The 23,784-nt window shown below is 73.8% G+C and carries 23 protein-coding genes; 18 read left to right on the top strand and 5 right to left on the bottom strand.

The window, feature by feature from the left end:
• Positions 1–48 precede the first annotated feature (48 nt).
• The 6 genes from BLW47_RS14290 (at position 49) to BLW47_RS14265 (ending at position 4,787) form a co-directional block, all read left to right on the top strand.
• Positions 49–1,047 (top strand): helix-turn-helix transcriptional regulator, encoded by a 999-nt coding sequence (locus BLW47_RS14290; protein ID WP_091556485.1) that lies wholly within the window; start codon positions 49–51, stop codon positions 1,045–1,047.
• Positions 1,044–2,069 carry a helix-turn-helix transcriptional regulator gene (locus BLW47_RS14285; RefSeq protein WP_091556484.1) on the top strand — a complete coding sequence of 342 codons (1,026 nt, stop codon included), beginning with the start codon at positions 1,044–1,046 and terminating at the stop codon, positions 2,067–2,069. Before BLW47_RS14290 ends, BLW47_RS14285 begins: the two co-directional genes overlap by 4 nt.
• Positions 2,070–2,079: 10 nt before the next feature.
• Positions 2,080–2,322 (top strand): hypothetical protein, encoded by a 243-nt coding sequence (locus tag BLW47_RS14280; RefSeq protein WP_091556483.1) that lies wholly within the window; start codon positions 2,080–2,082, stop codon positions 2,320–2,322.
• A gap of 225 nt (positions 2,323–2,547) precedes the next feature.
• The gene (gene tatA, locus BLW47_RS14275; RefSeq protein ID WP_091556482.1) at positions 2,548–2,820 is read left to right on the top strand and encodes a Sec-independent protein translocase subunit TatA; all 273 of its coding nucleotides are present in this window, start codon (positions 2,548–2,550) and stop codon (positions 2,818–2,820) included.
• Positions 2,821–2,838: 18 nt separating this feature from the next.
• On the top strand, positions 2,839–3,774 hold the full coding sequence (gene tatC / locus BLW47_RS14270) for a twin-arginine translocase subunit TatC (protein ID WP_091556481.1): 936 nt from the start codon (positions 2,839–2,841) through the stop codon (positions 3,772–3,774).
• Positions 3,775–3,887: 113 nt separating this feature from the next.
• A complete protein-coding gene (locus BLW47_RS14265) occupies positions 3,888–4,787 on the top strand; it encodes a diacylglycerol kinase (protein WP_091556809.1) in 900 nt (299 codons plus the stop codon).
• Positions 4,788–4,876: 89 nt separating this feature from the next.
• Here BLW47_RS14265 and BLW47_RS14260 read toward each other — a convergent pair whose 3' ends face one another.
• Positions 4,877–5,476 (bottom strand): pentapeptide repeat-containing protein, encoded by a 600-nt coding sequence (locus BLW47_RS14260; protein ID WP_091556480.1) that lies wholly within the window; start codon positions 5,474–5,476, stop codon positions 4,877–4,879.
• Positions 5,473–6,246, bottom strand: coding sequence for an HAD family hydrolase (locus BLW47_RS14255; RefSeq protein ID WP_091556807.1), 774 nt, complete (start codon positions 6,244–6,246; stop codon positions 5,473–5,475). The genes BLW47_RS14260 and BLW47_RS14255 overlap by 4 nt, the downstream gene beginning before the upstream one ends.
• Before the next feature lie 86 nt (positions 6,247–6,332).
• On the opposite strand from BLW47_RS14255, the gene BLW47_RS14250 reads away from it, so the two are divergent.
• On the top strand, positions 6,333–9,143 hold the full coding sequence (locus BLW47_RS14250) for a DEAD/DEAH box helicase (RefSeq protein WP_091556478.1): 2,811 nt from the start codon (positions 6,333–6,335) through the stop codon (positions 9,141–9,143).
• A gap of 10 nt (positions 9,144–9,153) precedes the next feature.
• On the opposite strand, the gene BLW47_RS14245 is transcribed toward BLW47_RS14250, so the two are convergent.
• Entirely contained in the window at positions 9,154–10,068 is a 915-nt protein-coding gene (locus BLW47_RS14245) for a 5'-3' exonuclease (protein ID WP_091556476.1), read from the bottom strand.
• 99 nt (positions 10,069–10,167) lie between these two features.
• Between BLW47_RS14245 and BLW47_RS14240 the strand changes: the two genes are divergently transcribed.
• The 4 genes from BLW47_RS14240 to BLW47_RS14225 all read left to right on the top strand — a co-directional run bounded on the left by BLW47_RS14240 (position 10,168) and on the right by BLW47_RS14225 (position 14,159).
• The gene (locus tag BLW47_RS14240) at positions 10,168–11,247 is read left to right on the top strand and encodes a DUF4037 domain-containing protein (RefSeq protein ID WP_091556474.1); all 1,080 of its coding nucleotides are present in this window, start codon (positions 10,168–10,170) and stop codon (positions 11,245–11,247) included.
• Positions 11,248–11,306: 59 nt separating this feature from the next.
• The gene (locus BLW47_RS14235; RefSeq protein ID WP_091556472.1) at positions 11,307–12,425 is read left to right on the top strand and encodes a M24 family metallopeptidase; all 1,119 of its coding nucleotides are present in this window, start codon (positions 11,307–11,309) and stop codon (positions 12,423–12,425) included.
• The gene (locus tag BLW47_RS14230; protein ID WP_091556469.1) at positions 12,422–13,564 is read left to right on the top strand and encodes an acyl-CoA dehydrogenase family protein; all 1,143 of its coding nucleotides are present in this window, start codon (positions 12,422–12,424) and stop codon (positions 13,562–13,564) included. Before BLW47_RS14235 ends, BLW47_RS14230 begins: the two co-directional genes overlap by 4 nt.
• Positions 13,565–13,697: 133 nt before the next feature.
• Positions 13,698–14,159, top strand: a complete 462-nt coding sequence (locus BLW47_RS14225; protein WP_091556467.1) for an Lrp/AsnC family transcriptional regulator — start codon at positions 13,698–13,700, stop codon at positions 14,157–14,159.
• On the opposite strand, the gene BLW47_RS14220 is transcribed toward BLW47_RS14225, so the two are convergent.
• A complete protein-coding gene (locus BLW47_RS14220) occupies positions 14,134–14,700 on the bottom strand; it encodes a histidine phosphatase family protein (protein ID WP_091556465.1) in 567 nt (188 codons plus the stop codon). The genes BLW47_RS14225 and BLW47_RS14220 overlap by 26 nt on opposite strands.
• A gap of 284 nt (positions 14,701–14,984) precedes the next feature.
• On the opposite strand from BLW47_RS14220, the gene BLW47_RS14215 reads away from it, so the two are divergent.
• The gene (locus BLW47_RS14215) at positions 14,985–15,179 is read left to right on the top strand and encodes a CsbD family protein (protein ID WP_091556462.1); all 195 of its coding nucleotides are present in this window, start codon (positions 14,985–14,987) and stop codon (positions 15,177–15,179) included.
• A 68-nt stretch (positions 15,180–15,247) separates the two neighbouring features.
• Here the strand turns inward: BLW47_RS14215 and BLW47_RS14210 are convergent, their stop codons facing one another.
• Positions 15,248–16,672, bottom strand: coding sequence for a KamA family radical SAM protein (locus tag BLW47_RS14210; RefSeq protein WP_425435397.1), 1,425 nt, complete (start codon positions 16,670–16,672; stop codon positions 15,248–15,250).
• A gap of 146 nt (positions 16,673–16,818) precedes the next feature.
• Here BLW47_RS14210 and kdd point away from each other — a divergent pair, with 146 nt between their 5' ends.
• The 6 genes from kdd to BLW47_RS14180 all read left to right on the top strand — a co-directional run bounded on the left by kdd (position 16,819) and on the right by BLW47_RS14180 (position 23,624).
• Positions 16,819–17,859 (top strand): L-erythro-3,5-diaminohexanoate dehydrogenase, encoded by a 1,041-nt coding sequence (gene kdd / locus BLW47_RS14205; protein WP_091556459.1) that lies wholly within the window; start codon positions 16,819–16,821, stop codon positions 17,857–17,859.
• A gap of 4 nt (positions 17,860–17,863) precedes the next feature.
• Positions 17,864–19,429, top strand: a complete 1,566-nt coding sequence (locus tag BLW47_RS14200; protein ID WP_091556457.1) for an amidohydrolase — start codon at positions 17,864–17,866, stop codon at positions 19,427–19,429.
• A 109-nt stretch (positions 19,430–19,538) separates the two neighbouring features.
• A complete protein-coding gene (gene kamD, locus BLW47_RS14195; RefSeq protein WP_091556455.1) occupies positions 19,539–21,098 on the top strand; it encodes a lysine 5,6-aminomutase subunit alpha in 1,560 nt (519 codons plus the stop codon).
• Positions 21,095–21,865 carry a lysine 5,6-aminomutase subunit beta gene (gene kamE / locus BLW47_RS14190; protein WP_091556453.1) on the top strand — a complete coding sequence of 257 codons (771 nt, stop codon included), beginning with the start codon at positions 21,095–21,097 and terminating at the stop codon, positions 21,863–21,865. Before kamD ends, kamE begins: the two co-directional genes overlap by 4 nt.
• Complete coding sequence (gene kal, locus BLW47_RS14185; RefSeq protein ID WP_091556451.1) at positions 21,862–22,290, top strand: 3-aminobutyryl-CoA ammonia lyase; 429 nt, start codon at positions 21,862–21,864, stop codon at positions 22,288–22,290. Before kamE ends, kal begins: the two co-directional genes overlap by 4 nt.
• On the top strand, positions 22,287–23,624 hold the full coding sequence (locus BLW47_RS14180; RefSeq protein ID WP_091556448.1) for a glutamate mutase L: 1,338 nt from the start codon (positions 22,287–22,289) through the stop codon (positions 23,622–23,624). The genes kal and BLW47_RS14180 overlap by 4 nt, the downstream gene beginning before the upstream one ends.
• Positions 23,625–23,784 lie beyond the last annotated feature (160 nt).

The raw sequence follows: 23,784 nt of genomic DNA, 5'->3' as shown, positions 1-23,784 counted from the left end.
CTGTGCCGCGGGCGTTGTCGCGCCGCCGACACTGCTAGCGTCGGGGCCGTGTCGCGCACCCGCACCGAGCGCCTGGTCAATCTGGTGATCTGCCTGCTGTCGACGCGACGGTTCCTGACCGCCGCGCAGATCGCCGCGACCGTGCCCGGCTACGACCACGACCCGGACGACCCGCGCGACCACGAGGCCTTCCAGCGCAAGTTCGAGCGCGACAAGGCGGAACTGCGCGAGCTCGGCGTGCCCCTGGAGACCGGCACGGCCAGCGTCTTCGACACCGAGCCCGGCTACCGCATCGCCCGCCGCGAGTACGCGCTGCCCGACATTCCGTTGGAGCCCGACGAGGCGGCCGCGGTCGGGATAGCCGCCCGGCTGTGGCGGCACGCCGGGCTGGCCGCGGCGGCCTCCTCGGGCCTGGCCAAGCTGCGCGCCGCCGGCGTCGACGTGGATCCGCACGCCACCCTCGGGGTCGAGCCGGTCGTGACCGTCGACCCGGCGTTCGCGCCGCTGACCGGCGCCGCCCGGGAGCGCCGGACCGTCTCCTTCGACTACCGCGTCCCGGAGCGGGATGCGCCGGGCACTCGGCGGCTGCAGCCGTGGGGCGTGGTCTGCTGGCGTGGCCGGTGGTACGTGGTCGGCCACGACCTCGACCGCGACGCCGTGCGCTGCTTCCGGCTCTCGCGCATCGTCGGCGCGGTCCGGGTCACCGGCCGGCCCGGCTCCTTCCCGCCGCCGCCGGCCGGCGTCGACCTGATCAGTCACGTCGCCCGCTGGTCGGGGCCGGTCGAGCGGACCGGCCGCGCCACCGTGCTGGTGCGCTCCGGCCGCGCCGCCGGGCTGCGCCGGTGGGCCGACGAGTGCACGGCGGGGCCGGACGGCGACCGGCTGATCCTGCGCTACGCCGACCCGGAATCGTTGGCGGCCTCGCTGGTCGGCTACGGCGCCGACGTGCGGGTGCTCGCCCCGCCAGAGCTGCGCGAGGCGGTCATCCAGCGGCTCAAGGAGATCGCCGCCGGACACGAGGCCCCGGCCGCCGGGGCGCTGCGATGACCGCGACCCGCGGCGCCGGGAAGGCGGCCGCGGCCCGCCCCGCCGGCTCGCGCGCCTCCGCGGACCGGCTCGCCCGGCTGCTCAACCTCGTGCCGTACCTGCTGGCCCGCCCCGGCATCGAGATCGCGCAGGCCGCCGCCGACCTCGGCGTCACCGAACGGCAGCTGCGCGAGGACCTGGAGCTGCTCTGGGTCTGCGGCCTGCCCGGATACGGGCCGGGCGACCTGATCGACATGGCGTTCGACGGGGATCGCGTCACGATTACGTACGACGCCGGCATCGACCGCCCGCTGCGGCTCACCCCGGACGAGGCGCTCGCGCTCGTGGTGGCGCTGCGGATGCTCGCCGAGACCCCCGGGATGGCGAACCGAGACGCGATCGAGCGCGCCCTCGCCAAGATCGAGAATGCCGCCGGGGACCTCGTGGGCTCGGCGGTCGCGGTCCGGCTGCCCGGCGACGCGGAGCGGCTCGACCTGCTGCGCGGCGCGGTGCAGCGGCGCCGCGCGCTCCGCATCACCTACTACACCGCCGCCCGGGACGAGACCACCGAGCGCACCGTCGACCCGTTGCGGGTGTTGATGGTCGCCGGGCGGGCCTACCTGGAGGCGTGGTGCCGGCGCGCCGAGGCGGTGCGGCTGTTCCGGGCCGACCGGATCGACGCGCTGACCGAGCTCGACGAACCCGCCATGGCCCCGCCCGAGGCGCAGCTGCACGACGTGACGGCCGGGGTGTTCCGGCCCACGCCCGAGTTGCCGCTGGTGACGCTGCGGGTCGGCCGGGGCGGGCGCTGGATCACCGAGTACTACCCGTGCGAGGAGGTCCGGCCAGGACCGGGCGACGAGTGGACCGTGGCGATGCGGGTCACGGACCTGACGTGGGCGCGCCGGTTCGTGCTCGGCCTCGGCCCCGACGTCACCGTGATCTCGCCGCCGGAGCTCGTCGAGGCGGTCCGGGCCGAGGCGGCCGCGGCCCTCGACGCGTACGCCGTGCCGCAACCGGCGACCCCGGAGCCCACCGGTTAGGCTGGCGGCCGTGGTGATGTGGATCGTGGTGGCGCTGGTGCTGCTCGCGCTGATCATTCTGGCCCTGGCGGTCCGGCCGGTGCTCGCCCGGCTGCCCCGACTGCACCGGGCGGCGCTCGGGCTGCAGCAGCGGCAGACGCAGGCCGAGGCGCTGCAGGAGCGGGCGGCCGAGCTCCAGGAGCGGCTGGTGACGCTGCAGCGCCAGGCCGAGACCACCCAAGAGCGGCTGGCGGCCATCAAGGAACGTCGCTAGCGTCGGCGCCACCGCGATTGAGCAGGGTCGACGCCGCGCGGCGCGGGGCGGCCGTCCGGCTCGAAGATCAGGACTTGTACCCGTTGACTCGTCACCTCTTGGTGACCGAGACTTCACCGGCCGGGGCGAAAGACCGTTGCCCTGGCAGGTGGCATGGTCCGTCGGCGCACGTACGATGGGCTCGTCACCACCCCCCCGCAAACGACAGACCAACTGGAGCATCCCATGGGCGCCCTGAAGCCGTGGCACATCGCCGTACTCGTGGTCGTGCTGATCCTGCTCTTCGGCGCGAAGCGGCTCCCCGACGCGGCCCGCTCGCTCGGCCGGTCGCTGCGGATCATCAAGGCCGAGACGAAGAGCCTCGCCGACGACGACAAGGATCTGGCGGAGAAGGCCGACGCGCAGCACGCCCGTCAGCCGCTGCCGCCGCACACCGTCCAGCAGCAGCCGCCCGCCGCTCCGGTCGTCGACCCGGTGCAGCGCGCTCGCGACAACTGACCGGCAGGCCCGATCATCGTGGGCTTCGCACTGCGCCGGCGCGCTCCGAGCAAATTCGAGCGTGCCGCTGACGGCTCGATGACGCTCGTCGAGCACATCCGCGAGCTGCGCACCCGGCTCTTCCGCGCCTCGCTGGCCATCCTGGTCGGCTTCGGCGTGGGGATCTGGTTGTCCGAACGCGTCCGCATCCTGCTGTCCAAGCCGTACTGCGACCTGCCCGGCTCGATCAGCGCCGCCACGGGCAAGTGTGAGTTCGTGCAGCTCGGTGTCACCGACGTCTTCCTGCTGAACCTGAAGATCGCGCTGTGGGTCGGTCTGATCGTCGCCGCGCCGGTCTGGCTCTACCAGCTGTGGGCGTTCATCGCCCCCGGCCTGCACCGCCACGAGCGCCGCTACGCCTACTTCTTCACGGCGGTCGCCGCGCCTTTGTTCGCCGCCGGCGCCTTCCTGGCGTTCTTCGTGGTCCAGAAGGGCCTCGAGTTCCTGATCAACCTGTCCGGCGAGGACATCAACACCACGCTCGAGGTCACCCGCTACATCTCGTTCGTCACCAATCTCATCCTGCTCTTCGGGGTGGCGTTTGAGTTCCCGCTGGTCGTGCTGATGCTCAACTTCGTCGGCATCGCCAGCGCGAAAAAGCTGCTGGGCTGGTGGCGGATCGCGGTCTTCATCTTCTTCGCCTTCTCCGCGATCGTCACGCCGACCCCCGACCCGTTCGGGATGACCGCGTTGGCGATCTGCCTCTCCGCGCTCTACTTCGCCGCCGTCGGGGTCGCGTTCCTCAACGACAAGCGGCGCGGACGCGGCAAGGAGATCTACGCGGACGTGGACGACGACGAGGCCTCGGCGCTGGAGTACACGCCGGACCCCGTGGAGGCGGGGGAGCGGCTCGAGACGGTCACCCCGGTGGCGCCGCCGAAGCCGATCGAGCGCACCTACGACGACATGACGTGACGCCCGGGGCGCGCCCGGGGCGATGAGGCGGTACGGTGCTCGCCGTGACCGTGCACGATCATCTTCCCGGCGCCGCCCCCGAGGCGTCCGCGCAGGTCGCCCCCGCCGCGGCGCTGCCCGATGGCCCGGTGGCGGTGCTCGCCAACCCGACCGCCGGCCGGGGCCGGCACCGCGGTCTGCTGCCGACCGTGCTGGAGCGGCTCGGCGCGGCCGGACGGCCGGTGCGGCTGCTCGAGGCGCCGACCGCCGCGCAGGCCGAGGCCGCCTGCCACGCGGCCGTCGCCGAGGGCGCCGCCGCACTCGTGACCGTCGGCGGCGACGGCACGGTCCACCTGGGGTTGCAGGCCGTCGCCGGCACCGGTGTGGCCTTCGGTCCGGTGCCGGCCGGCACCGGCAACGACTTCGCCGTCGAGACCGGCTTTCCGGCCAGCCCGCTCGCGGCGGTCGACACGATCGTCGCGGCGCTCGCCGCCGGCCGCACCCGCCCCGCCGATCTGGCCCGGATGACCGGCCCGGACGGCGCGCAGCGGTGGTTCGGCGCGGTGCTCGCCGCCGGCTTCGACGCCATCGTCAACGAGCGCGCCAACCGGATGCGCTGGCCGCGGGGGCCGCGCCGCTACGACCTCGCGATCCTGATCGAGCTGGCCCGGCTGCGGCCCCGCCGCTACACGCTGCGTCTCGACGGGCGGGAGGAGCAGCTCGACGCGGTGCTGGTGGCGGTCGGCAACGGCGCCAGCTACGGCGGCGGCATGCGGATCTGCCCCGACGCGGACCCCACCGACGGCCTGCTCGACGTGGTGGTCGCCGGCCCGGTCGGCAGGACCACCCTCGCCCGGATCAAGCCCCGCGTCTACCAGGGCACCCACGTGACGCACCCGATGGTGCGCAGCTTCCGGGCCCGGACCGTGGAGCTGGACGCCGAGGAGATCACCGTCTACGTCGACGGGGAGCGGGCGATGCCCCTGCCGGTGACGGTCACGGCGGTCCCCCACGCGGTCCGCCTGCTCGCCTGACCCGCCCCTGATCGCCGTGATCAGGGATGTGGTGCGTGGACACGCCGCGACACGCGGGAGCTGTTCCCTGATCACGGCGAGCGGAGGGGTCAGCGGATGTGGAGGCCGAGGGTCTGGGCGATGACGATGGCCTGGGTGGAGTCGATGATCGCGCCGGCCAGCGTTGCCGTGGTGGGGTCGAGCGCGGTGAGGTCGCTGCCGCGCAGGTCGCAGCCGCGCAGCGTCGCCCGGTGCAGCTGCGCCCCGGACAGGTCCACGTCCCGGAAGACGCCGTCGGCGCAGTCCGCGCCGGTCAGGTCCACCTCGCGCATCCGGACGCCGGAGAAGGCGACGCCGCGCAGGTCGGCGCGGGGCAGCGCCGCGAACGACCAGTCGCCGCCGGTCACCCGCAGCGGCCGCAGGTCGCACTCCGCGAACGTGCTGCCGGTCAGCTTGCAGTCGGTGAACTCCGCGTCGAAGAGGTTGCAGCGGGTGAAGGTGCAGCGCAGGAACGCCGAATCGGTGTGCCGCGAGGCGTTGAGGCGGACGTTGCCGAAGGTGCACTCGGTGAAGACCACGCCGCGGCTGACCGCCTCGGTCAGGTCCACGTCGTGGAACGCGCACCGCGTGTAGGCGACGTTTCGCAGCTGTTCGCCGTACCGGTCCTCGTCGCGGAACGACTCGCCCTCGATCACCCGCCGCTCGGTCACGCCCGGGTCACCTCGGCCAGGTCCAGCACGGCGGCGAGCCCGTTGGCCCGGCCCGGCTCGGCGGCGGGGAGCACCAGCGTGGCGCAGCCGGCGTGCACCGCCCCCGCGTCGGCCGGGGTGTCGCCGACCATCAGCGTCCGCTCCGGGTCGACGCCGAGCATCCCGCACGCCCGCAGGAAGATCGCCGGATCGGGCTTGCAGCGCCCCACCTCGTAGGAGAGCGCGTACGCGTCGATCAGCTCCGCGATGCCCCACGCCGCGAAGAGCGGCCGGATGTCGAAGCCGATGTTGCTGACCAGCGCGACCGGAACGCCGGCGGCCCGCAGCGCGCGCAGCGTGTCGGCGGTGTCGGCGTACGGCACCCATCCCTCCGGCCGCAGCAGCCGGTCGTAGAGCGCGTCCGCCAGCCCGGCGACACCGGCGTCGACGGTCGCCGCCAGGCCCGTGTAGGCGGCCCGGTGCGCGTCCGGGTAGAGGTCCCGGTCGCCCCAGACCTCGGCCAGCCGGGGCGGCACCCGGGCCGGCAGCGGCCCGCCGGCGCGTCCGGCGGTGACGAGCCGGTCGGCCAGCACGGTCGCGCGGGGCCGCTCCAGCGTCACCCCGCACGCGGCGGCCGCGGCGAGCACCCAGCTCACCGGGTCCTCGACCTGGGCGAGGGTGCCGTGGAAGTCGAAGAGCACGGCGTCGACGCGCCGGCGGGGCGCCGGGTGGGCGGTGGCGGCGGGTCCGAGCGGCGTACGGGGACTGGGCGGTTCGGTCTGCTCCGGCACGCCGTGCACCCTATCGAGACACTCGCGACGGTCTGCTCGACGGCCTCGGGGGGTACGTGCCGCCCGTACGCACTAATCTTGATGACATGTCGAGCCCCGCCGAGCGGTACGCCGCGGCGCGCCGCCGGGCCACGCAGGCCACCGCGTTCCCCGCGCTTGAAGATTTCGCGCTCGACCTCGGGTTCGAGCTCGACGACTTCCAACGTGAGGCATGCCAGGCCCTGGAGCGGGGCAGCGGCGTGCTCGTCTGCGCGCCGACCGGCGCGGGCAAGACGGTGGTCGGTGAGTTCGCGGTGCACCTGGCGCTGCGGTCGCGCGACGGCGACGGGGGTCGCCCCCGCAAGTGCTTCTACACCACGCCCATCAAGGCGTTGTCGAACCAGAAGTACCACGACCTGGTCGACCGGTACGGCGCCGAGCAGGTGGGGCTGCTGACCGGCGACAACGCGATCAACGGCGACGCGCCGGTGGTGGTGATGACCACCGAGGTGCTGCGCAACATGCTCTACGCCGGCTCGGCGACGCTGCGCGGCCTGGCGTACGTGGTGATGGACGAGGTGCACTACCTCGCCGACCGGTTCCGGGGCGCGGTCTGGGAAGAGGTGATCATCCACCTGCCCGCCTCGGTCACGCTCGTCTCGCTGTCGGCGACCGTCTCGAACGCCGAGGAGTTCGCGGACTGGCTGGTGACCGTGCGCGGCGAGACCGAGGTGGTGGTCAGCGAGCACCGACCCGTTCCGCTGTGGCAGCACATGCTCGTCGGCCGCCGCACGTTCGATTTGTTCCACGACGCGGACGCCGCGCGCAAGCACGACGTGCACCCGGAGCTGCTGCGCTACACGCGGGAGATGCTGCGCCGGCTGGAGATGACCGACGGCCGCGCGGCCGGCCCCGGCGCGGGGCGCGGCGGCGGGCGCGGGCCACGGTGGCGGCCGCCGCTGCGCGCGGACATCGTCGAGCGCCTCGACCGCGAGGGGCTGCTGCCGGCGATCCTGTTCATCTTCAGCCGGGCCGGCTGCGCCGCCGCGGTGCAGCAGTGTCTGGCCGCCGGACTGCGGTTGACCGCACCGGACGAGCGCGCCGAGATCCGGCGGGTGGTCGAGGAGCGGATGCGCGCCATCCCCGGCGAGGACCTGTCGGTGCTGGGCTACTGGGAGTGGCTCGACGGGCTCGAACGCGGCGTGGCGGCGCACCACGCCGGGATGCTGCCGGCGTTCAAGGAAGTGGTCGAGGAGCTGTTCGTGCGCGGCCTGGTGAAGGCCGTGTTCGCCACCGAGACCCTCGCGCTGGGCATCAACATGCCGGCGCGCTGCGTCGTGCTGGAGCGGCTGGTCAAGTACAACGGCGAGGCGCACGTCGACCTGACCCCCGGCGAGTACACCCAGCTGACCGGCCGGGCGGGCCGCCGCGGCATCGACGTCGAGGGGCACGCGGTCGTGGTCTGGTCGCCCGAGGTCGACCCGCGGCACGTCGCCGGGCTGGCGTCCACCCGCACCTACCCGCTGCGCTCGAGCTTCCGGCCGTCATACAACATGGCGGTCAACCTCGCCGGCTCGGTCGGGGTGGCGGCCGCCCGCAGCCTGCTCGAGTCGTCGTTCGCGCAGTTCCAGGCCGACCGGTCGGTGGTGGGCCTGGCGCGGCAGGTGCAGCGCAACGAGGAGACCATCGAGGCGTACGGCGCGGAGATCCAGTGCCACCTTGGTGACTTCGACGAGTACTTCTCGCTGCGGGTGGCGATCGCGGAGCGCGAGCGGGCCCTGGCCCGGCAGGGACAGAGCCAGCGCCGTGCGGCCGCGGTCGCCTCGCTGGAGCGGCTGCGCGTCGGCGACGTGATCCGGGTGCCGTCGGGCCGGCGCGCCGGGCTCGCGGTGGTGCTCGACCCCGGCACGGGCGGCTTCGGGGAGCCGCGCCCGCTGGTGCTCACCCAGGACCGCTGGGCCGGCCGGGTCACCGCGGGGGACTTCACCGCGCCGGCCGAGGTGCTGGAGCGGTTGCGCGTACCCAAGCACTTCAACCACCGCTCGCCGGCGGCGCGCCGCGATCTGGCCGCGGCGATCAGCGCGACCGGCCTGGACCGGCACGCGCGCCGGCGGGGCGGGCGCGCGCGGGGCACCGGCGACGACGAGCGGCTGCTGGAGTTGCGGGCGGAGCTTCGCCGGCATCCCTGCCACGCCTGCCCGGACCGTGAGGAGCACGCGCGCTGGGCGGAGCGGCGCTGGCGGCTGCGGCGCGACACCGACGAGTTGCGCGACCGGGTGGCCGGTCGGACCGGCTCGCTGGCGCGCACCTTCGACCGGGTCTGCGAGCTGCTCGTCAGCCGCGGCTACCTGACGCCGGACGGCGGTGAGGTGACCGACGCGGGGCGGATGCTGTCGCGGATCTGGTCGGAGGCCGACCTGCTGGTCGCCGAATGCCTGCGCCGCGGGGTGTGGGACGGGCTGTCGCCGGCCGAACTCGCCGCGGCGGTGTCGGTGGTGGTCTACGAGGCGCGCCGTGAGCTCGACGACCGGGCGGCGCTGCCGCGCGGCCCGGTCTCCGACGCCGTCGACGCGACGCTGAAGACCTGGGCGGAGCTGGAGGCCGACGAGGCGGCGCGCGGGCTGGAGGCCACCCGCGAGCCCGATCTCGGCTTCGCCTGGCCCATTTTCCGGTGGGCGCGCGGCGAGCCGCTGGCGAAGGTGCTCGGCAGCGGCGACAGCCTCGAGGGCGACATGCCGGCCGGGGACTTCGTGCGTTGGGCGCGCCAGGTCGTGGACCTGCTCGGCCAGCTCGCCGACGCCGCGGGCGCGTCGGCGGAGCTGCGCGGAACCGCGCGGCAGGCGATGGGGATCGTCAACCGCGGGGTGCTCTCCTACAACGCGGTCAGCGGGCCGGGCGAGCCGGTGCGGCCGGGCTGAGCGCCAGCGTTCAGCCGGAGACGGCGTCCACGAGCCGTCGCGTCGCGCCCGCGAGGTTCCACTTCTCGGCCAGGGTCAGCAGACGGTCCGGGTCGGCCGGCGCCGTCGGCAGCGTCGGGTCGAGCGGGCTGAGCGGCGCGTCGCGGGCGACCCGCACCACCGTGGGCGCCACGGCCAGATAGTCGCGGGCGGCGAGCAGCTTGGCGCGCAGTCCGGGGGCGAAGCCGGAGCCGGGCTGGTCGAGCGCCGTGAGGATCCCGTCCAGCGAGCCGTACCGCCCGATCAGCCGGGCCGCGGTCTTCTCGCCGACCCCGGCGACGCCCGGCAGCCCGTCGCTCGGGTCGCCGCGCAGCGCCGCGAAGTCCGCGTACGCCGCCGCGGGCACCCCGTAGAGCCCCTGCACCGCCTGGTCGTCGCAGTCCTGCAGCTTGGCCACGCCCCGCCCGCAGTACAGCAACCGCACCGGCTTGGCGTCGTCGATCAGTTGGAACAGGTCGCGGTCGCCGGAGGCCACCTCCACCGGGCCGGGCTGGGTCGTGGCGAGGGTTCCGATCACGTCGTCGGCCTCGTATCCGGTGGCGCCGGTCGCCGCGATGCCCATCGCGTCGAGCACCTCCAGGATCAGCGGGACCTGCGGGGTGAGCTCATCGGGCACCACCTCGCCGCCGGTCGGGGAGAGCCGGTGCGCCTTGTACGACGGCAGCAGCGCCACCCGCCAGTGCGGGCGCCAGTCGTAGTCCAGCGCGCACACCAGCCGGTCGGGTCGGCGGGTGCGGATCAGCGTGGCGAGCATGTCCAGGAAGCCGCGCACAGCGTTCACCGGGCTGCCGTCCGGCGCTTTCGCCGCCGACGTCGGGATGCCGAAGAAGGCGCGGAAGTAGAGGCTCGGCGCGTCGACCAGCAGCAGGGGGCGGGGTTCGGTCACGCGGACAGCGTCGCACGCGCCCGCCGGGCCCGGCCATCCGCCGCTCCGTCCCGGACCGTTCCGCGGCGATCATCGCCGTGTCTGCGGGAGGCTGCCGGCATGGGTTTCGTGCCGGGGCTGGAGTTGAATCGGCGTTTCTACACCGAGCTGATCGCGCCGCTGCTGGCGGCCCGTTTCCCGGGGCTGCGCTACGCCGCCGGCCGCCTGGACTTCGGCTCGGAGCTGCTCGGTTTCGACACGCCGCGCTCGACCGACCACGACTGGGGTCCGCGCGTGCAGCTCTTCCTCGACGGGGCCGATCCGGCGCTCGCCCAGCAGATCGTCGCGGCGTTCTCGGCGGAGCTGCCGGCGACCTTCCTCGACCATCCGACCCGGTTCGCCCACGACGGCGACACCGGGTTCGGGGTGCTCTCCGCCGCGGGGGACCGGCACGGGGTGACCGTCAGCGAGCTCGGCGCCTGGTTCGAGGCGACCCTCGGCTTCGATCCGCGACGCCGGGTCAGCGACCTGGACTGGCTGTCGGCCCCGACCCAGCGGCTGGCGGAGGTGACCGGCGGCGCGGTCTTCCACGACGGCCTGGACGGCACGCTCACGGCCGCGCGGGACCAGCTGGCCTGGTACCCCGACGACGTGTGGCGCTACGTGCTCGCCTGCCAGTGGTCGCGGATCGGCAGGGAGGAGCACGTCGTCGGGCGGTGCGGCGAGGTCGGCGACGAGCTGGGCAGCGCGATGGTCGCCGCGCGGCTGGCCCGCGACCTGATGCGGCTGTGCCTGCTGCTGGCGCGCCGGTATCCGCCGTACAACAAGTGGCTCGGCAGCGCGTTTGCCCGGCTGCCGGGGGCGGAGGAGCTGGTCGGGGCGCTGCGTAACGCGCTGGCGGCCAGCGACTGGCGCACCCGGGAGCGGTGGCTGTCGCACGCGTACGAGGAGGTGGCGACGCGGATGAACGACACCGGCCTCGCCGAGCCGGTCGACCCGCGCGTGCGGTGCTTCCACAATCGGCCCTTCCTGGTGCTCGACGCGGGACGGTTCACCGGCGCGCTGCGGGCCGCGATCACCAACCCGTGGCTGCGGCGGCTCCCGCCGGTCGGCGCGGTCGACCAGTACCTCGACAGCACCGACCTGGTCACCGCCACCCCCCGCACCCGCGCCGTCGTCTCCGCCGCTCTGGCGCACTGACCCCTGTCCGGCAGGAGGGTGGCGACCGACGGTGGCCAAACGAACGTTAAGCTTGGCGTGTGTCCGATCTCACCGAGCTGTACCCGCCGCAGCGGCTCGCGGCCGCCCAGCGCGCCGCGGCCCGGGCGGGCCTCGACGCGCTGCTCGTCACCCCCGGGTCGGACCTGCGCTACCTGACCGGCTACCACGCGCACGAGACCGAACGGCTCACCTGCCTGGTCCTGCCCACGCACGGCACCCCGACGTTGATCGTGCCGACGCTGGAGCGGCCCGCCGCCGAGGCGTCCCCGGCGTCCGGAACCGGCCTGCGCATCGTCGACCACCCCGACGGCACCGATCCGTACCCGCTGGTCCGCGCGGCGTTGCCCGGCCCGGTCGTCGCCGTCGGGCTCGGCAACCGGATGTGGGCCGAGCAGGTCCTCGCGCTGCGCGCCGCGGTGCCCGGGGCCACCCAGCGTCTCGCCGGCGACGTGCTGCGCGAGTTGCGGATGCGCAAGACCCCGGCGGAGGTGGCGGCGCTGCGCGACGCCGGCGCCGCGATCGACGCGGTGCACGCCCGGATGGCGGAGTGGCTGCGCCCGGGCCGCACCGAGGTCGAGGTCGGCGCGGACATCGCGGCCGCGATCCGGGACGCCGGACACGCCACCGTCGACTTCGTCATCGTGGCCGCCGGCCCGAACGCGGCCAGCCCGCACCACGAGACCTCGGACCGGGTGATCGAGCCCGGCGACCCGGTGGTGGTCGACATCGGCGGCACCACCCCCGCCGGCTACTGCTCCGACTCCACCCGCACCTACGTCGCCGGTGGCGTCCCCGACCCGGAGTTCCTCGCCTACTACGAGGTGCTCCGCGCCGCCCAGCGGGCCGCGGTCGCCGCGGTGCGCCCCGGCGTCACCGCCGAGTCCGTCGACGCCGTCGCCCGCGACATGATCACCGAGGCCGGGTACGGCGCCGCCTTCCTGCACCGCACCGGCCACGGCATCGGCCTCGACGGCCACGAGGAGCCGTACCTGGTGTCCGGCAACACCCTGCCGCTGGAACCGGGGATGGCCTTCTCCATCGAGCCGGGGATCTACCTGGCCGGGCGACACGGAGCCCGGATCGAGGACATCGTCGTCTGCACCCCGGACGGCGTGGAGCGTCTCAACACCACACCCACGGAGTTGACCCTGCTATGACCGTCGCACGGATCCTGCCCACCCCCGAGGCGTACGAGCTGCTCGACCTCGCCACCGAACTCGCCGACCGGGAGCTCGCGCCGCAGGTCGAGTCCTTCGAGGCGCGCGCCGAGTTCCCGCGGGACGTGCTGCGCACCCTCGGCCGCGCCGGCCTGCTCGGCCTGCCCTATCCCGAGGAGGTCGGCGGCGGCGCCCAGCCCTACGAGGTCTACCTGCAGGTCCTCGAGGTGCTCGCGTCCCGCTGGCTGGCCGTGGCGGAGGCGGTGAGCGTGCACACCCTCGCCTGCTACCCGGTCGCCGCGTACGGCGGCGAACAGCTGCGCAAGCTGCTGCCCGACATGCTCGGCGGCGAGCTGCTCGGCGCCTACTGCCTGTCCGAGCCGCAGGGCGGCTCCGACGCCGCCGCCCTGACCACGAAGGCCGTCCGCGACGACGACGCGTACGTGGTGACCGGCACCAAGGCCTGGATCACCCACGCCCACCACGCCGACTTCTACAACATCTTCTGCCGGACCGGCGGCCCCGGCCCGGCCGGGATCTCCTGCCTGCTGGCCGACGCCGGCACGGCCGGGATCGTTCCGCAGGCGCCGGAGAAGACGATGGGCCTGCGTTCCTCGCCGATCGCGCAGATCGCCTTCGACGGCGCACGGGTGCCGGCGGACCGGCTCGTGGGGGAGGAGGGGACCGGTTTCAAGATCGCCATGTCGGCGCTGGACTCCGGCCGGCTCGGCATCGCCGCCTGCGCGGTGGGGCTCGCCCAGGGCGCGCTCGACTACGCCGTGGCGTACGCCCGCGAGCGCGAGCAGTTCGGCCGGCCGATCGCGGAGTTCCAGGGGCTCGGCTTCCTACTGGCCGACATGGCCACCGCGGTCTCGGCCGCCCGGGCGCTGACGCTCGCCGCCGCCCGGCTGCGCGACGCCGGCCGCCCGTACTCGATCGAGGCGGCCAAGGCGAAGCTCTTCGCCACCGACACGGCGATGCGGGTCACCACCGACGCGGTGCAGGTGCTCGGTGGGTACGGCTATGTCGCCGACCACCCCGTCGAGCGCTACATGCGGGAGGCGAAGGTGCTGCAGATCGTGGAGGGGACCAACCAGATCCAGCGCCTGGTGATCTCCCGCTCGCTCGGTCGCCCCTGACGCCGCCGCCCGTCGGACGCGGCCGTGGTGATCGGCCCGTCCGGCGCGCCGGTACGGCCGGTCACCGACGTCACGCGCCACCCGCGGCGTATCGACGTCGCCCGGCGCGGCGCGGGGCGGTAGTTTTCTCGCCGTGGAAGAGATCGACCGCGCCATCGTCGCCGCCCTCACCGTCGACGGGCGGCTGTCCTACACCGACCTGGCCGATAAGGTCGGGCTCTCCGTCTCCGCGGTGCACCAGCGGGTGCGCCGGCTGGAGCAGCGCGGGGTGATCAAGGGGTACGCCGCCCGCGTCGCGTACGAGGCGCTGGACCTGCCGCTGAGCGCCTTCGTGGCGATCCGGCCGCTGGACCCGTCCCAGCCCGACGACGCGCCCGAGCGGCTGGCGCACCTGCCCGAAATCGATTCCTGCTACTCGGTGGCGGGGGAGGACTTCTACCTGCTGCTGGTGCGGGTGGCGAGCCCGGCGGATCTGGAGCGGCTGCTGCAGGAGATCCGGACCGCCGCGAACGTGACGACCCGGACGACCGTGGTGCTCTCCACCCCGTACGAGGGGCGACCGCCGAAGGTCAGCAGCAGTTCCACCGGAGAATGACGGGGCGCGCGTGCTCGTAGCCGAGCACCGACAGGGTCGCGGTGTCGAGGCGGAGCCGGCCGCCGGTGCGGGCCGGCTCGCCGATCCACCGGGCGCCGGCGACCCGCAGGCAGTGGCCGTGCGCGACGAGCGCGACGTCGCCGCGGGCGAGCAGGGCGACGGCCCGGGCCAGCACCCGGTCCAGGCGCGCCGCGACCTGCTCGGGTGACTCCCCGCCGGGGCAGCCGTCGCGCCACAGCTCCCAGTCGGGCCGACGCGCGCGGATCTGGGGCGTGGTGATCCCCTCGTACTCGCCGTAGTGCCACTCGGCGAGGTCGTCGTCGATGTCGGTGACGGCCACGCCGGCCAGTTCCGCGGTGCGCCGCGCGCGCCGCCGGGGGCTGGACAGCACGGCGGCGAAGGCCCGGCCGGTCAGTCGCGCGCCGAGCTCGCGGGCCTGCTGCTCGCCGACCGGTGTCAGGTCGAGGTCGGTGTACGAGGTGTGGCGCCCGGCGGCGCTCCATTCCGTCTGCCCGTGGCGGACGAGGACGATCTCCGGCATCCGTCCAGTCAACACCGCCTGGGCCGCGGGAGCAGGGCTAGCCTCCTAGGACGCTGTAGGGAGTGTGGCACCGAGCCGGCACCCGGACATGAGTCCGACAATATTGTCCTAGGACGCTTTAGAGGATGTGCGCTACCGCGCACACACGAGTAAACCGCTCAGCGGGAAAAGCAAGGCCCGGCTGGCGCAGGCCGGCATGTTTGGGAGCCGGGGGAGTGGGAAGTCCTTATCGCGAGACGGAATCCCAGCGGGGATGACGAGATCCCGATCAGGAGGATTGGCTCATGAGCTTCACCGACAAGCTGACGAACAAGGCCGAGGAACTCAAGGGCGAGGCGAAGGAGAAGCTCGGCGACGCCACCAACAACGAGCGGCTACAGGCCGAGGGCTCCGTCGAGGCCGCCGAGGCGCGGGCCAAGCAGGCCGGGGAGCACGTCAAGGACGCCGGTCGCGACGTGAAGGACGCGTTCACCGGCTGAGGTCGCCACGCGCGAACGACTGCGGGCCCGCACCGAACTCGGTGCGGGCCCGCAGTCGTTGTCCGTGCTCAGTCCAGCCCGGCGGCCTGCTGCTTGGCCCACCACTGCTGACCGGACTCCGGCAGCGTGTCGATCGGGTCGTAGTACGCGTACCGCTTGTCGAGCGCCTCGGCGTCGTCGGCCTCGATGGAGGTGCGGTAGTTCTTGGTCCAGTACGAGATGCCGTGCTCCCGGTCGTACTCGGTGAGCATGTGCACCCAGCGCTTGCCGACGAACGGCACGTCGCAGACGATCCGCGGTGTCGCGTAGCCCGGCAGGTAGCCCATCAGGTCGTGCTGCAGCTGCTGGGCGTGCCAGACCGGCACCCGCCAGTGCTCCGCGTTGGGGATCATGTCGCACATGTAGAAGTAGTACGGCAGGATGCCGGCCTCGCCCTGCAGCGCGAAGCACAGGTCGAGCAGGTCGCCGGCGGTGGCGTTGACGCCCCGCATGAGCACGCCCTGGTTGCGGACGTCGCGTACGCCGACCTCCAGGGCGGTCTGGGCGGCGCGGGCGACCAGCGGGGTCAGCGACTGCGCGTGGTTGACGTGGGTGTGGATGGCGAGGTTGACCCCGCGCCGGGCGGCGGTACGCGCGACACGTTCGAGCCCCTCGACGACGTCATCCTGCAGCCAGTGCTGCGGCAGCCCCATGAGCGCCTTGGTGGCGAGCCGGATGTCGCGGATGGTCTCGATGTCGAGCAGCCGCATCAGGTACGACTCGAGGTTGCGCCACGGCACGTTGGCCACGTCGCCGCCGGAGACGACCACGTCGCGGACCCCGGGGTGCGCCCGCAGGTAGGTGACGTGCGCGTCGTAGCGGTCGACGGGCTTGAGGGTGAGCTTGAGCTTCTCGACCGCGGGGGTGGAGTTGCCGACGAGGTCCATCCGGGTGCAGTGCCCGCAGTACTGGGGGCAGGTCGACAGCAGTTCGGCGAGGACCTTCGTCGGGTAGCGGTGGGTGAGCCCTTCGGCGACCCACATGTCGTGCTCGTGCAGGGAGTCGCGGGTGGCGTACGGGTGGGACGGCCAGTCGGTGCGCCGGTCGGAGGCGACCGGGATCATGTAGCGCCGCACCGGGTCGGCGTAGAACGCCTCGGTGGTGACCGGCGCGACCGGCACCATCGTGTTGATCATCTGCGGCGGCACCAGCATCGACATGGTGGCGAGCGCGGCCTGGTCGGCGGCGAGGTCGGCGTAGAAGGTCTCGTCGACGAGGTCACCGAGGACGGTGCGGAGCTGCTTGATGTTCTTGACGCAGTTGACCCGTTGCCATTGGGCGGACTCCCACTGCTCGCGGGTGACGTGGCGCCAGCCGGGGAAGCGGGTCCAGTCGGGCTCGACGAGTTCGCGGCGGCGGTATTCGTAGGGCTGGCCGGCGGGGTGGGCGGTCACGGCCGACGCGGGGGTGGCGTGCGGCGCGGCGGTGGCCGGCGGCGGCGCGGTCTGCGTCACGGGGTCTCCTGCGTCTGTCCGGTGCGGTGCATGTGGGCGGTCCTGCCCGCAGGCTACTGGAAATCCTTTCGTCAAAAAACTATTCTGCCGTAAGTTTTCCCGTGCAACGAGATGCAGTGCCGGGCCGGTCACGGAGAGGAACGCAGATGGTGGGAACGTCGCCGGTGGGGCTGCACCGCGTGATCGAGCCGGTCGGGGTGCTGCCACAGGCGGCGCAGCGGCTGGACAGCCGGCCGGAGATCGGCCCGGACGAGGTGCGGGTGCGCGTCGAGCGCCTGAACCTCGACGCGGCCAGCTTCCGGCAGCTCGCCGACAAGCACGGCGGGGACGGCGCCGCGGTGCGCACCGAGGTGCTGGAGATCATCCGTACCCGCGGCAAGATGCACAACCCGGTGACCGGCTCGGGCGGGATGCTGATCGGCACTGTCGAGGAGGTCGGGCCGGACTCGCCCCTGGGGCTGAAACCGGGCGACCGGGTCGCGACGCTGGTGTCGCTGACCCTGACGCCGCTTGCGGTCGCGGACGGGTTGGCGGACTGGGACGGGCGCAGCGAGCAGGTGCCGTGCGCGGGGCACGCGATCCTGTTCGGCCGGTCGATCGCCGCGGTGCTCCCCGACGACCTGGACCCGCAGCTGTCGCTGGCGGTGCTCGACGTGTGCGGGGCGCCGGCGCTGACCGGGCGGGTGGTGCGTCGGTACGACCGGCCCGTGACGGTGGCGGTAATCGGCGGGGCCGGTAAGAGCGGTTCGCTGTCGTTGGCGGCGGCGCGCCGGGCCGGCGCCGTCCGTACGGTCGGGGTGGTGCCGACGGACGCCGAGCGTGAGCGGCTGGCGGCGGCCGGGCTGGCCGACGAGGTGGCCCTGGCCGACGCGCGCGATCCGGTGGCGTTGGCGGCGGCGGTCGGCGCGGCGCTGGGTGGGCCGGCCGACGTGACGGTGGTCTGCGTCGACGTGCCGGGCTGTGAGCACGGGGCGGTCCTGTCGACCGCCGAGGGCGGCACGGTGATCTTCTTTTCGATGGCGACGAGCTTCGCGGCGGCGGCGTTGGGCGCGGAGGGGCTGGCGGCGGACGTGACGATGCTGATCGGCAACGGGTACGTGCCGGGGCACGCGGCGTACGCGCTGGAGCTGCTGCGGGGCGAGCCGGCGGTGCGGCGGTTGTTCGAGGCCCGGCTGGCGGCAGACTGAGCCCATGACGAACCCCTCTGTTCTCTATCGCGGCGGCCGGCTGTTCTGTCCGGGGGATCCGCAGGCCACGGCGTTGCTGGTGCGTGACGGGCGGATCGCGTGGCTGGGCCCGGACGCGGACGCGCCGCGCGCCGACGAGGTGGTGGAGCTGGCGGGCGCGTTGGTGACGCCGGCGTTCGTCGACGCGCACGTGCACCTGACGGATACCGGGCAGGCCTTGTCCGGTTTGGACCTGTCGGACACCAGATCGGCGGCGGAGGTGCTGGAGGCGGTGGCGCGGGTCGCCGCGGGACTGCCGGCCGACGCGGTGGTGCTCGGGCACGGCTGGGACGAGTCGGCGTGGGCGCGGCAGACGCCGCCGGACGCGGCGGCGTTGGACCGGGCGGCCGGCGGGCGCCGGGTGTACCTGTCGCAGGCGTCGATCCACTCGGCGCTGTGTTCGACGGCGTTGCTCGCGGCGGTGCCGCACGTGGTGTCGGTGCCGGGCTACGACGGGTCGGGCTGGCTGCGTCGCGATGCGCACCACGTGGTGCGGGCGGCGGCGCTGGGTTCGATCAGCCGCGAGCAGCGGGTGGGTTTCCAGCGGGCGGCGCTGCGCCGGGCGGCGGCGTTGGGGATCGCGGCGGTGCACGAGTGCGGCGGCCCGGGCACCTCGGACGAAGCGGACTTCACGGGTGTGCTGGCGATGTCCGGTGACGGGCTGCCGGAGGTGTACGGCTACTGGGGTGAGCTGCTGGGCGCGGCGAAGGCGCGGGAGCTGGGCGCGGTCGGGGCGGGCGGCGACCTGTACGCCGACGGGGCGCTGGGTTCGCGTACCGCGCACGTGTCGGCGGCGTATCTCGACGGCGACGGCTGCGGGCACGGTTACGTCTCGGCCGATCAGGTGCGTGACCATCTGCTGGACTGCGCGACGCACGGGATGCAGGGCGGGTTCCACGCGATCGGTGACGCGGCGATCGACACGGTGCTGCGCGGCTTCGCGGGCGCGGCCGAGGTGCTCGGGGTGGAACGGCTGCGCGCGGCGCGGCACCGGGTGGAGCACGCCGAGCTGATGAACAAGCGGTTGATCGCCGGGTTCGTCGAGTACGGGATCGTGGCGAGCATGCAGCCGGCGTTCGACCGGTTGTGGGGCGGCGACGCGCAGATGTACGCGCAGCGGCTGGGGGTGCAGCGGTCGCTGGAGTCGAACCCGATGGGGGCGTTGCACGCGGTGGGGGTGCCGTTGGCGTTCGGGTCGGATTCGCCGGTGACCCCGCTGGACCCGTGGGGTTCGGTGCGGGCGGCGGTGTCGCACTTCAACCCGGCGCAGCGGATGAGCGCGCGGGCGGCGTTCGCGGCGCACACGAGGGGCGGCTGGCGGGCGGTGCACCGTGACGGCGAGGGGGCGTTGGCGCCGGGGGCGCCGGCGACGTTCGCGGTGTGGCGGACGCCGGCGGGGGTGGTGAACGGGCTGCCGGTGCTGGTGTCGGAGCTGCCGGAGGAGCGTGGCCCGCACGACCCGACGCCGCTGCCGGTGTGCCGGCGCACGGTGCTGCGCGGCAACGTGATCTACGAGGAGGGTGTGGCGTGAGCGAGCGTCGCGGAGCGGAGCGGGGTGACGGCGTGAGCGAGCGTCGCGAGCGAACCATCGGGCTCAGTAGCGCCGGTCACGGCGTCACGGAGCGGAGCGGGGTGACGGCGTGACCGGGAAGCTCGATCTCGATCCCGCGCTGGTGCGTCGCGCCCGGGAGTTGGCGCGCCGGGCCGGGCAGCCGGTGGTGGAGTTGGCGCGCAGCCACACCACGGTGTCGGTGGAGCGGGCGGCGCTGCGGCTGGCCGGGGTGACCGGCGCGGACCCGGAGGGGATCCCGTGGGTGAACCGGCTGGTCGACGCGGTTGTGGCCGACGTGGGGCTGGGTCACGGGGTGGCGGTGCCGGTCTTCGACGCGCTGGCGCGGGAGCAGATCACCGACGTCACGCTGCTGGCGCAGAAGGCGGCGGCGGGGTCGGTGCGGTTCACGGTGCCTTCCGGCAGGGCGGCGTCGTCGGCCCGTCGGGCGGCACGGCGGGCCACGGCCGCCGGGATCAAGGTGATCGACCGGCGGCGGGCCGAGCGCGACCGCATGATCAAGCGGTACGGGGATCCGGCGCAGCGGCCGTGGATCTACCTGATCGTGGCGACCGGGGACATCTACGAGGACATCCCGCAGGCGCAGGCGGCCGCGCGCGCCGGCGCGGACGTGATCGCGGTGATCCGGTCGACGGGGCAGTCGCTGCTGGACTACGTGCCGGAGGGGCCGACCCGGGAGGGGTTCGCCGGCACGTACGCCACCCAGGAGAACTTCCGGCTGATGCGGGCGGCCCTGGACTCCTCGTCGAAGGAGTTGGGCCGGTATGTGCGGCTGACGAACTACGCGTCCGGGCTGTGCATGCCGGAGATGGCGACGCTGGCCGGCCTGGAGCGGCTGGACATGATGCTCAACGACTCGATGTACGGGATCCTGTTCCGCGACATCAACCCGATCCGGACCTTCGTCGACCAGCGGTTCTCCCGGCAGGTGCACGCCCGCGCGGGGATCATCATCAACACCGGCGAGGACAACTACCTCACCACCGCCGATGCCGTGGACGAGGCGCACACGGTGACGGTGTCGCAGCTGCTCAACGAGTACTTCGCCCACGAGGCCGGGTTGGCGGACCGGCAGCTCGGGCTGGGGCACGCGTTCGAGATCAACCCGGATCTGCCGGAGTCGTTCCGGCTGGAGCTGGCGCACGCGCTGCTGGCCCGGGAGCTGTTCCCGGACGCGCCGCTGAAATGGATGCCGCCGACCAAGCACATGACCGGCGACGTGTTCCGGGGCAACCTGCTCGACGGGTTCTTCAACCTGGTGGGGGCGATGACCGGCCAGGGCATCCTGCTGGTCGGGATGATGACCGAGGCGGTGGTGACGCCGTGGCTGTCGGACCGGGACATCGCGCTGCAGAACGTGCGGTACGTGCTGAACGCCGCCGGCAACCTGCACGAGGACTTCGTGCCCGCGCCGGGCGGTTTCATCCAGCAGCGTGCCCACCGGGTGCTCGGCGAGGCGGTGGAGCTGCTGGAGCGGATCGTCGATGACACCCTGCTCAACGCCATCGCCGACGGCACCTTCGGAATCATGAAGCGCCCCGCGGACCGCGGTAAGGGCCTGGACGGCGTCGCCCGGCACTGCGACGACTACTACAACCCGGCGACCGAGATCCTGGAGGGCCAGGCGTGAGCGAGAACAGGGTGGTGCGCCCGTACGGGGACACCACCGGCGACGGCATGGTGCAGATGTCGTTCACGTTGCCGGTGCCGCACGACAAGCGGGCCGAGGGGGCGGCGCTGCAGCTGGCCGCGAAGATGGGCATGGACCCGGCGATGCTGGTGCACGCCACGCAGATGGGCGACGGGTTCACGTTCTTCGTCGTCTACGGCCGCGTCAACCACCTGGTCGACCTGTCGGCGGTGCAGGTGGTGGAGCGCGACTTCCCGCTGCTGTCCGCCAAGGAGGTCAACGCGCTGGTCAAGGCGCGGCTGCGACGCAAGCTGTCGGTGGTCGGGGCGTGCATCGGCACGGACGCGCACACCGTGGGCATCGACGCGATCCTCAACGTCAAGGGCATCGCCGGGGAGAAGGGCCTGGAGTACTACCGGGAGCTGAAGGTGACCAACCTCGGCGCCCAGGTCAGCGTGCCGGAGCTGGTCGAGGCGGCGCGCGCGGAGAAGGCCGACGCGGTGCTGGTGTCGCAGGTGGTGACCCAGCGCGACGCGCACCTGCACAACACCCGGGAGATGGCGGCGGCGTTCCGGGAGGCGATGCCGGCCGGCATGCGCCCGCTGTTGATCGTCGGCGGGCCGCGTTTCGACGAGTTGATGGCCGGCGAGCTGGGCGTGGATCGCATCTTCGGTCGCGGCACCACCCCGCGGGAGGTGGCCAGCTACCTCGTCCACGCGCTGATCACGACCAAGATGACCACGAACAGGAAGGTGAAGGCGGCATGACCGGGCAGGACCCGCGGCTGGGGTTGACCGTGACGCACCGGCGGTACGTGCCGTACTCGCACGCCCACTACGCCGGCAACCTGGTCGACGGGGCGTACGCGCTGGGCCTGTTCGGGGACGTCGCCACGGAGGTGTGCATCCGCACCGACGGCGACGAGGGGCTGTTCGCCTCGTACTCGGACGTGCAGTTCAGGGCTCCGATGAAGGCCGGTGACGTGCTGGAGGTCGTCGCGACGGTGGTCCGGGTTGGCAGCCGCAGCCGCGCCATCGACTTCGAGGCGCGGGTGGTGTGCCGGGGCCGGCCCGAGCGGTCCGAGTCGGCCGCCGAGGTGCTGGACCCGCCGATCGTGGCGGTGACCGCGACCGGCACGGTGGTGGTGCCGGCGCCGTCGACGCCACCGCCGGGGCCGGGTCTGAGCGGGTGAGCTTCGCGGTCTGCGCCGACGTCGGCTCGACGTACACGAAGGTCGCGGTGGTGGAGCTGGCCGGCGGCCGGCTGCTGGCCACCGCCGCGCGTCCGACCACGGTCGGCACCGACGTGCTGCACGGCCTGGACGCCGCGGTGGCCGCGGCGACCGTCGGGTTGACCGGCGCCGCCGGGGCGCCCTGGTACGTCTGCTCCTCGGCCGGCGGTGGGCTGCGGCTGGCGGTGGTCGGCTACGAGCAGCTCGTGACGGCCCGCGCCGGCGCCCGGGTGGGGTTGTCGGCCGGGGCGCGGGTGGTGCACGTGGCGGCGGGCCGGCTGGACGGCGCGGCGCTGCGGGCGCTGCGCGCCGCCCGCCCGGACGTGGTGTTGCTGGTCGGCGGCACCGACGGCGGGGACGCCGAGGTGCTGGGGCACAACGCGGCCCGGCTGGCCCGCGCCCGCTGGCGGGTGCCGGTGGTGGTGGCCGGCAACGCCGAGGCGCGTGAGCAGGTGTGTGCGACGCTGGCCGCCGGCGCGGTGCCGTTCACCGCGACCGACAACGTGCTGCCCCGCATCGGCGAGCTGCGGCCGCAGCCGGCCCGCACCGCGATCCGCGAGGTGTTCCTGCGGCACGTGATCGGCGGTAAGGGGCTGTCGCGGGGACGGCGGTTCGCGACGCTGGTGCGGGCGGCCACCCCCGACGCGGTGCTGACCGGGGTGGAGTTGCTCGCCGACCACACCGGCGGGGATCTGGTCGTCGTCGATGTCGGGGGCGCCACCACCGACGTGTACTCGGTGCTGACACCGGATGAGCGTGACGGTGGCCCGAGCGCGCAGGTGGCCGGGGTGTTGTGGCGGGCGCGGACCGTCGAGGGTGATCTCGGTCTGCGGTGGAGCGCGCCGGGTGTGGTGGCGGCCGCGGCGGCCGAGCGGCTGCTCGCCGACGGGGAGGAGCCGCGGTTGGCGGCCGCGGCGGCGGCCCGGGCGGCCGATCCGGGGTTCGTGCCGGCCGACGCGGCACAGCGGGCGCTGGACCGGCGGATCGGGGCGCTGGCGGCCACGGTGGCGCTGCGTCGGCACGCCCGGGCCGAGCCGGGTGGTGCCGGCGGCGGCCGGGACCTGCGCGACGTGCGGCTGGTGGTCGGCTCCGGAGGTGTGTTGCGTCACGCCGCGCCGGCCGACGCGCTCGCGGTGCTGGACGCGCCGCTGAGCGACCACGCCGGCGGATATCCGCTGCCGCGACGGGCCCGCGCCGTCGTCGACACCGACTATGTGCTGGCCGCGGCGGGGCTGCTCGCCGAGGCGCACCCGGACGCGGCGGCCGGTCTGCTGCGCCACCACCTCCACGACTGAGCGTATTCATCTCGACACGCCACGTGCGACACGCCGCCACGCTAGATCAACACCGGGGCGGTGGTTGACAGTGATGGGGGTGCACAACGTACCGTCTTTGAGTCCTACTACGGAGAAGCGGCTGTTGTTCGCTTCGTCCCTTCGCCCGCTGGCCGAGCGA

Origin of the sequence: Micromonospora pattaloongensis (assembly GCF_900107255.1) — a bacterium.
GTDB lineage: Bacteria > Actinomycetota > Actinomycetes > Mycobacteriales > Micromonosporaceae > Micromonospora_I > Micromonospora_I pattaloongensis.
The sequence above is the reverse complement of the archived record's forward strand: the minus strand, read 5'-3'. Positions and strand labels throughout refer to the sequence as shown.

Bases quoted from the DNA above. Each gene is read 5' to 3' on its own strand.
- BLW47_RS14230 (WP_091556469.1), top strand. From the start codon at position 12,422: ATGACCGTCGCACGGATCCTGCCCACCCCCGAGGCGTACGAGCTGCTC.
- BLW47_RS14200 (WP_091556457.1), top strand. From the start codon at position 17,864: ATGACGAACCCCTCTGTTCTCTATCGCGGCGGCCGGCTGTTCTGTCCG.
- BLW47_RS14220 (WP_091556465.1), bottom strand. From the start codon at position 14,700: ATGCCGGAGATCGTCCTCGTCCGCCACGGGCAGACGGAATGGAGCGCC.
- BLW47_RS14250 (WP_091556478.1), top strand. From the start codon at position 6,333: ATGTCGAGCCCCGCCGAGCGGTACGCCGCGGCGCGCCGCCGGGCCACG.
- BLW47_RS14240 (WP_091556474.1), top strand. From the start codon at position 10,168: ATGGGTTTCGTGCCGGGGCTGGAGTTGAATCGGCGTTTCTACACCGAG.
- kal (WP_091556451.1), top strand. From the start codon at position 21,862: ATGACCGGGCAGGACCCGCGGCTGGGGTTGACCGTGACGCACCGGCGG.
- BLW47_RS14285 (WP_091556484.1), top strand. From the start codon at position 1,044: ATGACCGCGACCCGCGGCGCCGGGAAGGCGGCCGCGGCCCGCCCCGCC.
- kdd (WP_091556459.1), top strand. From the start codon at position 16,819: ATGGTGGGAACGTCGCCGGTGGGGCTGCACCGCGTGATCGAGCCGGTC.
- BLW47_RS14215 (WP_091556462.1), top strand. From the start codon at position 14,985: ATGAGCTTCACCGACAAGCTGACGAACAAGGCCGAGGAACTCAAGGGC.
- tatA (WP_091556482.1), top strand. From the start codon at position 2,548: ATGGGCGCCCTGAAGCCGTGGCACATCGCCGTACTCGTGGTCGTGCTG.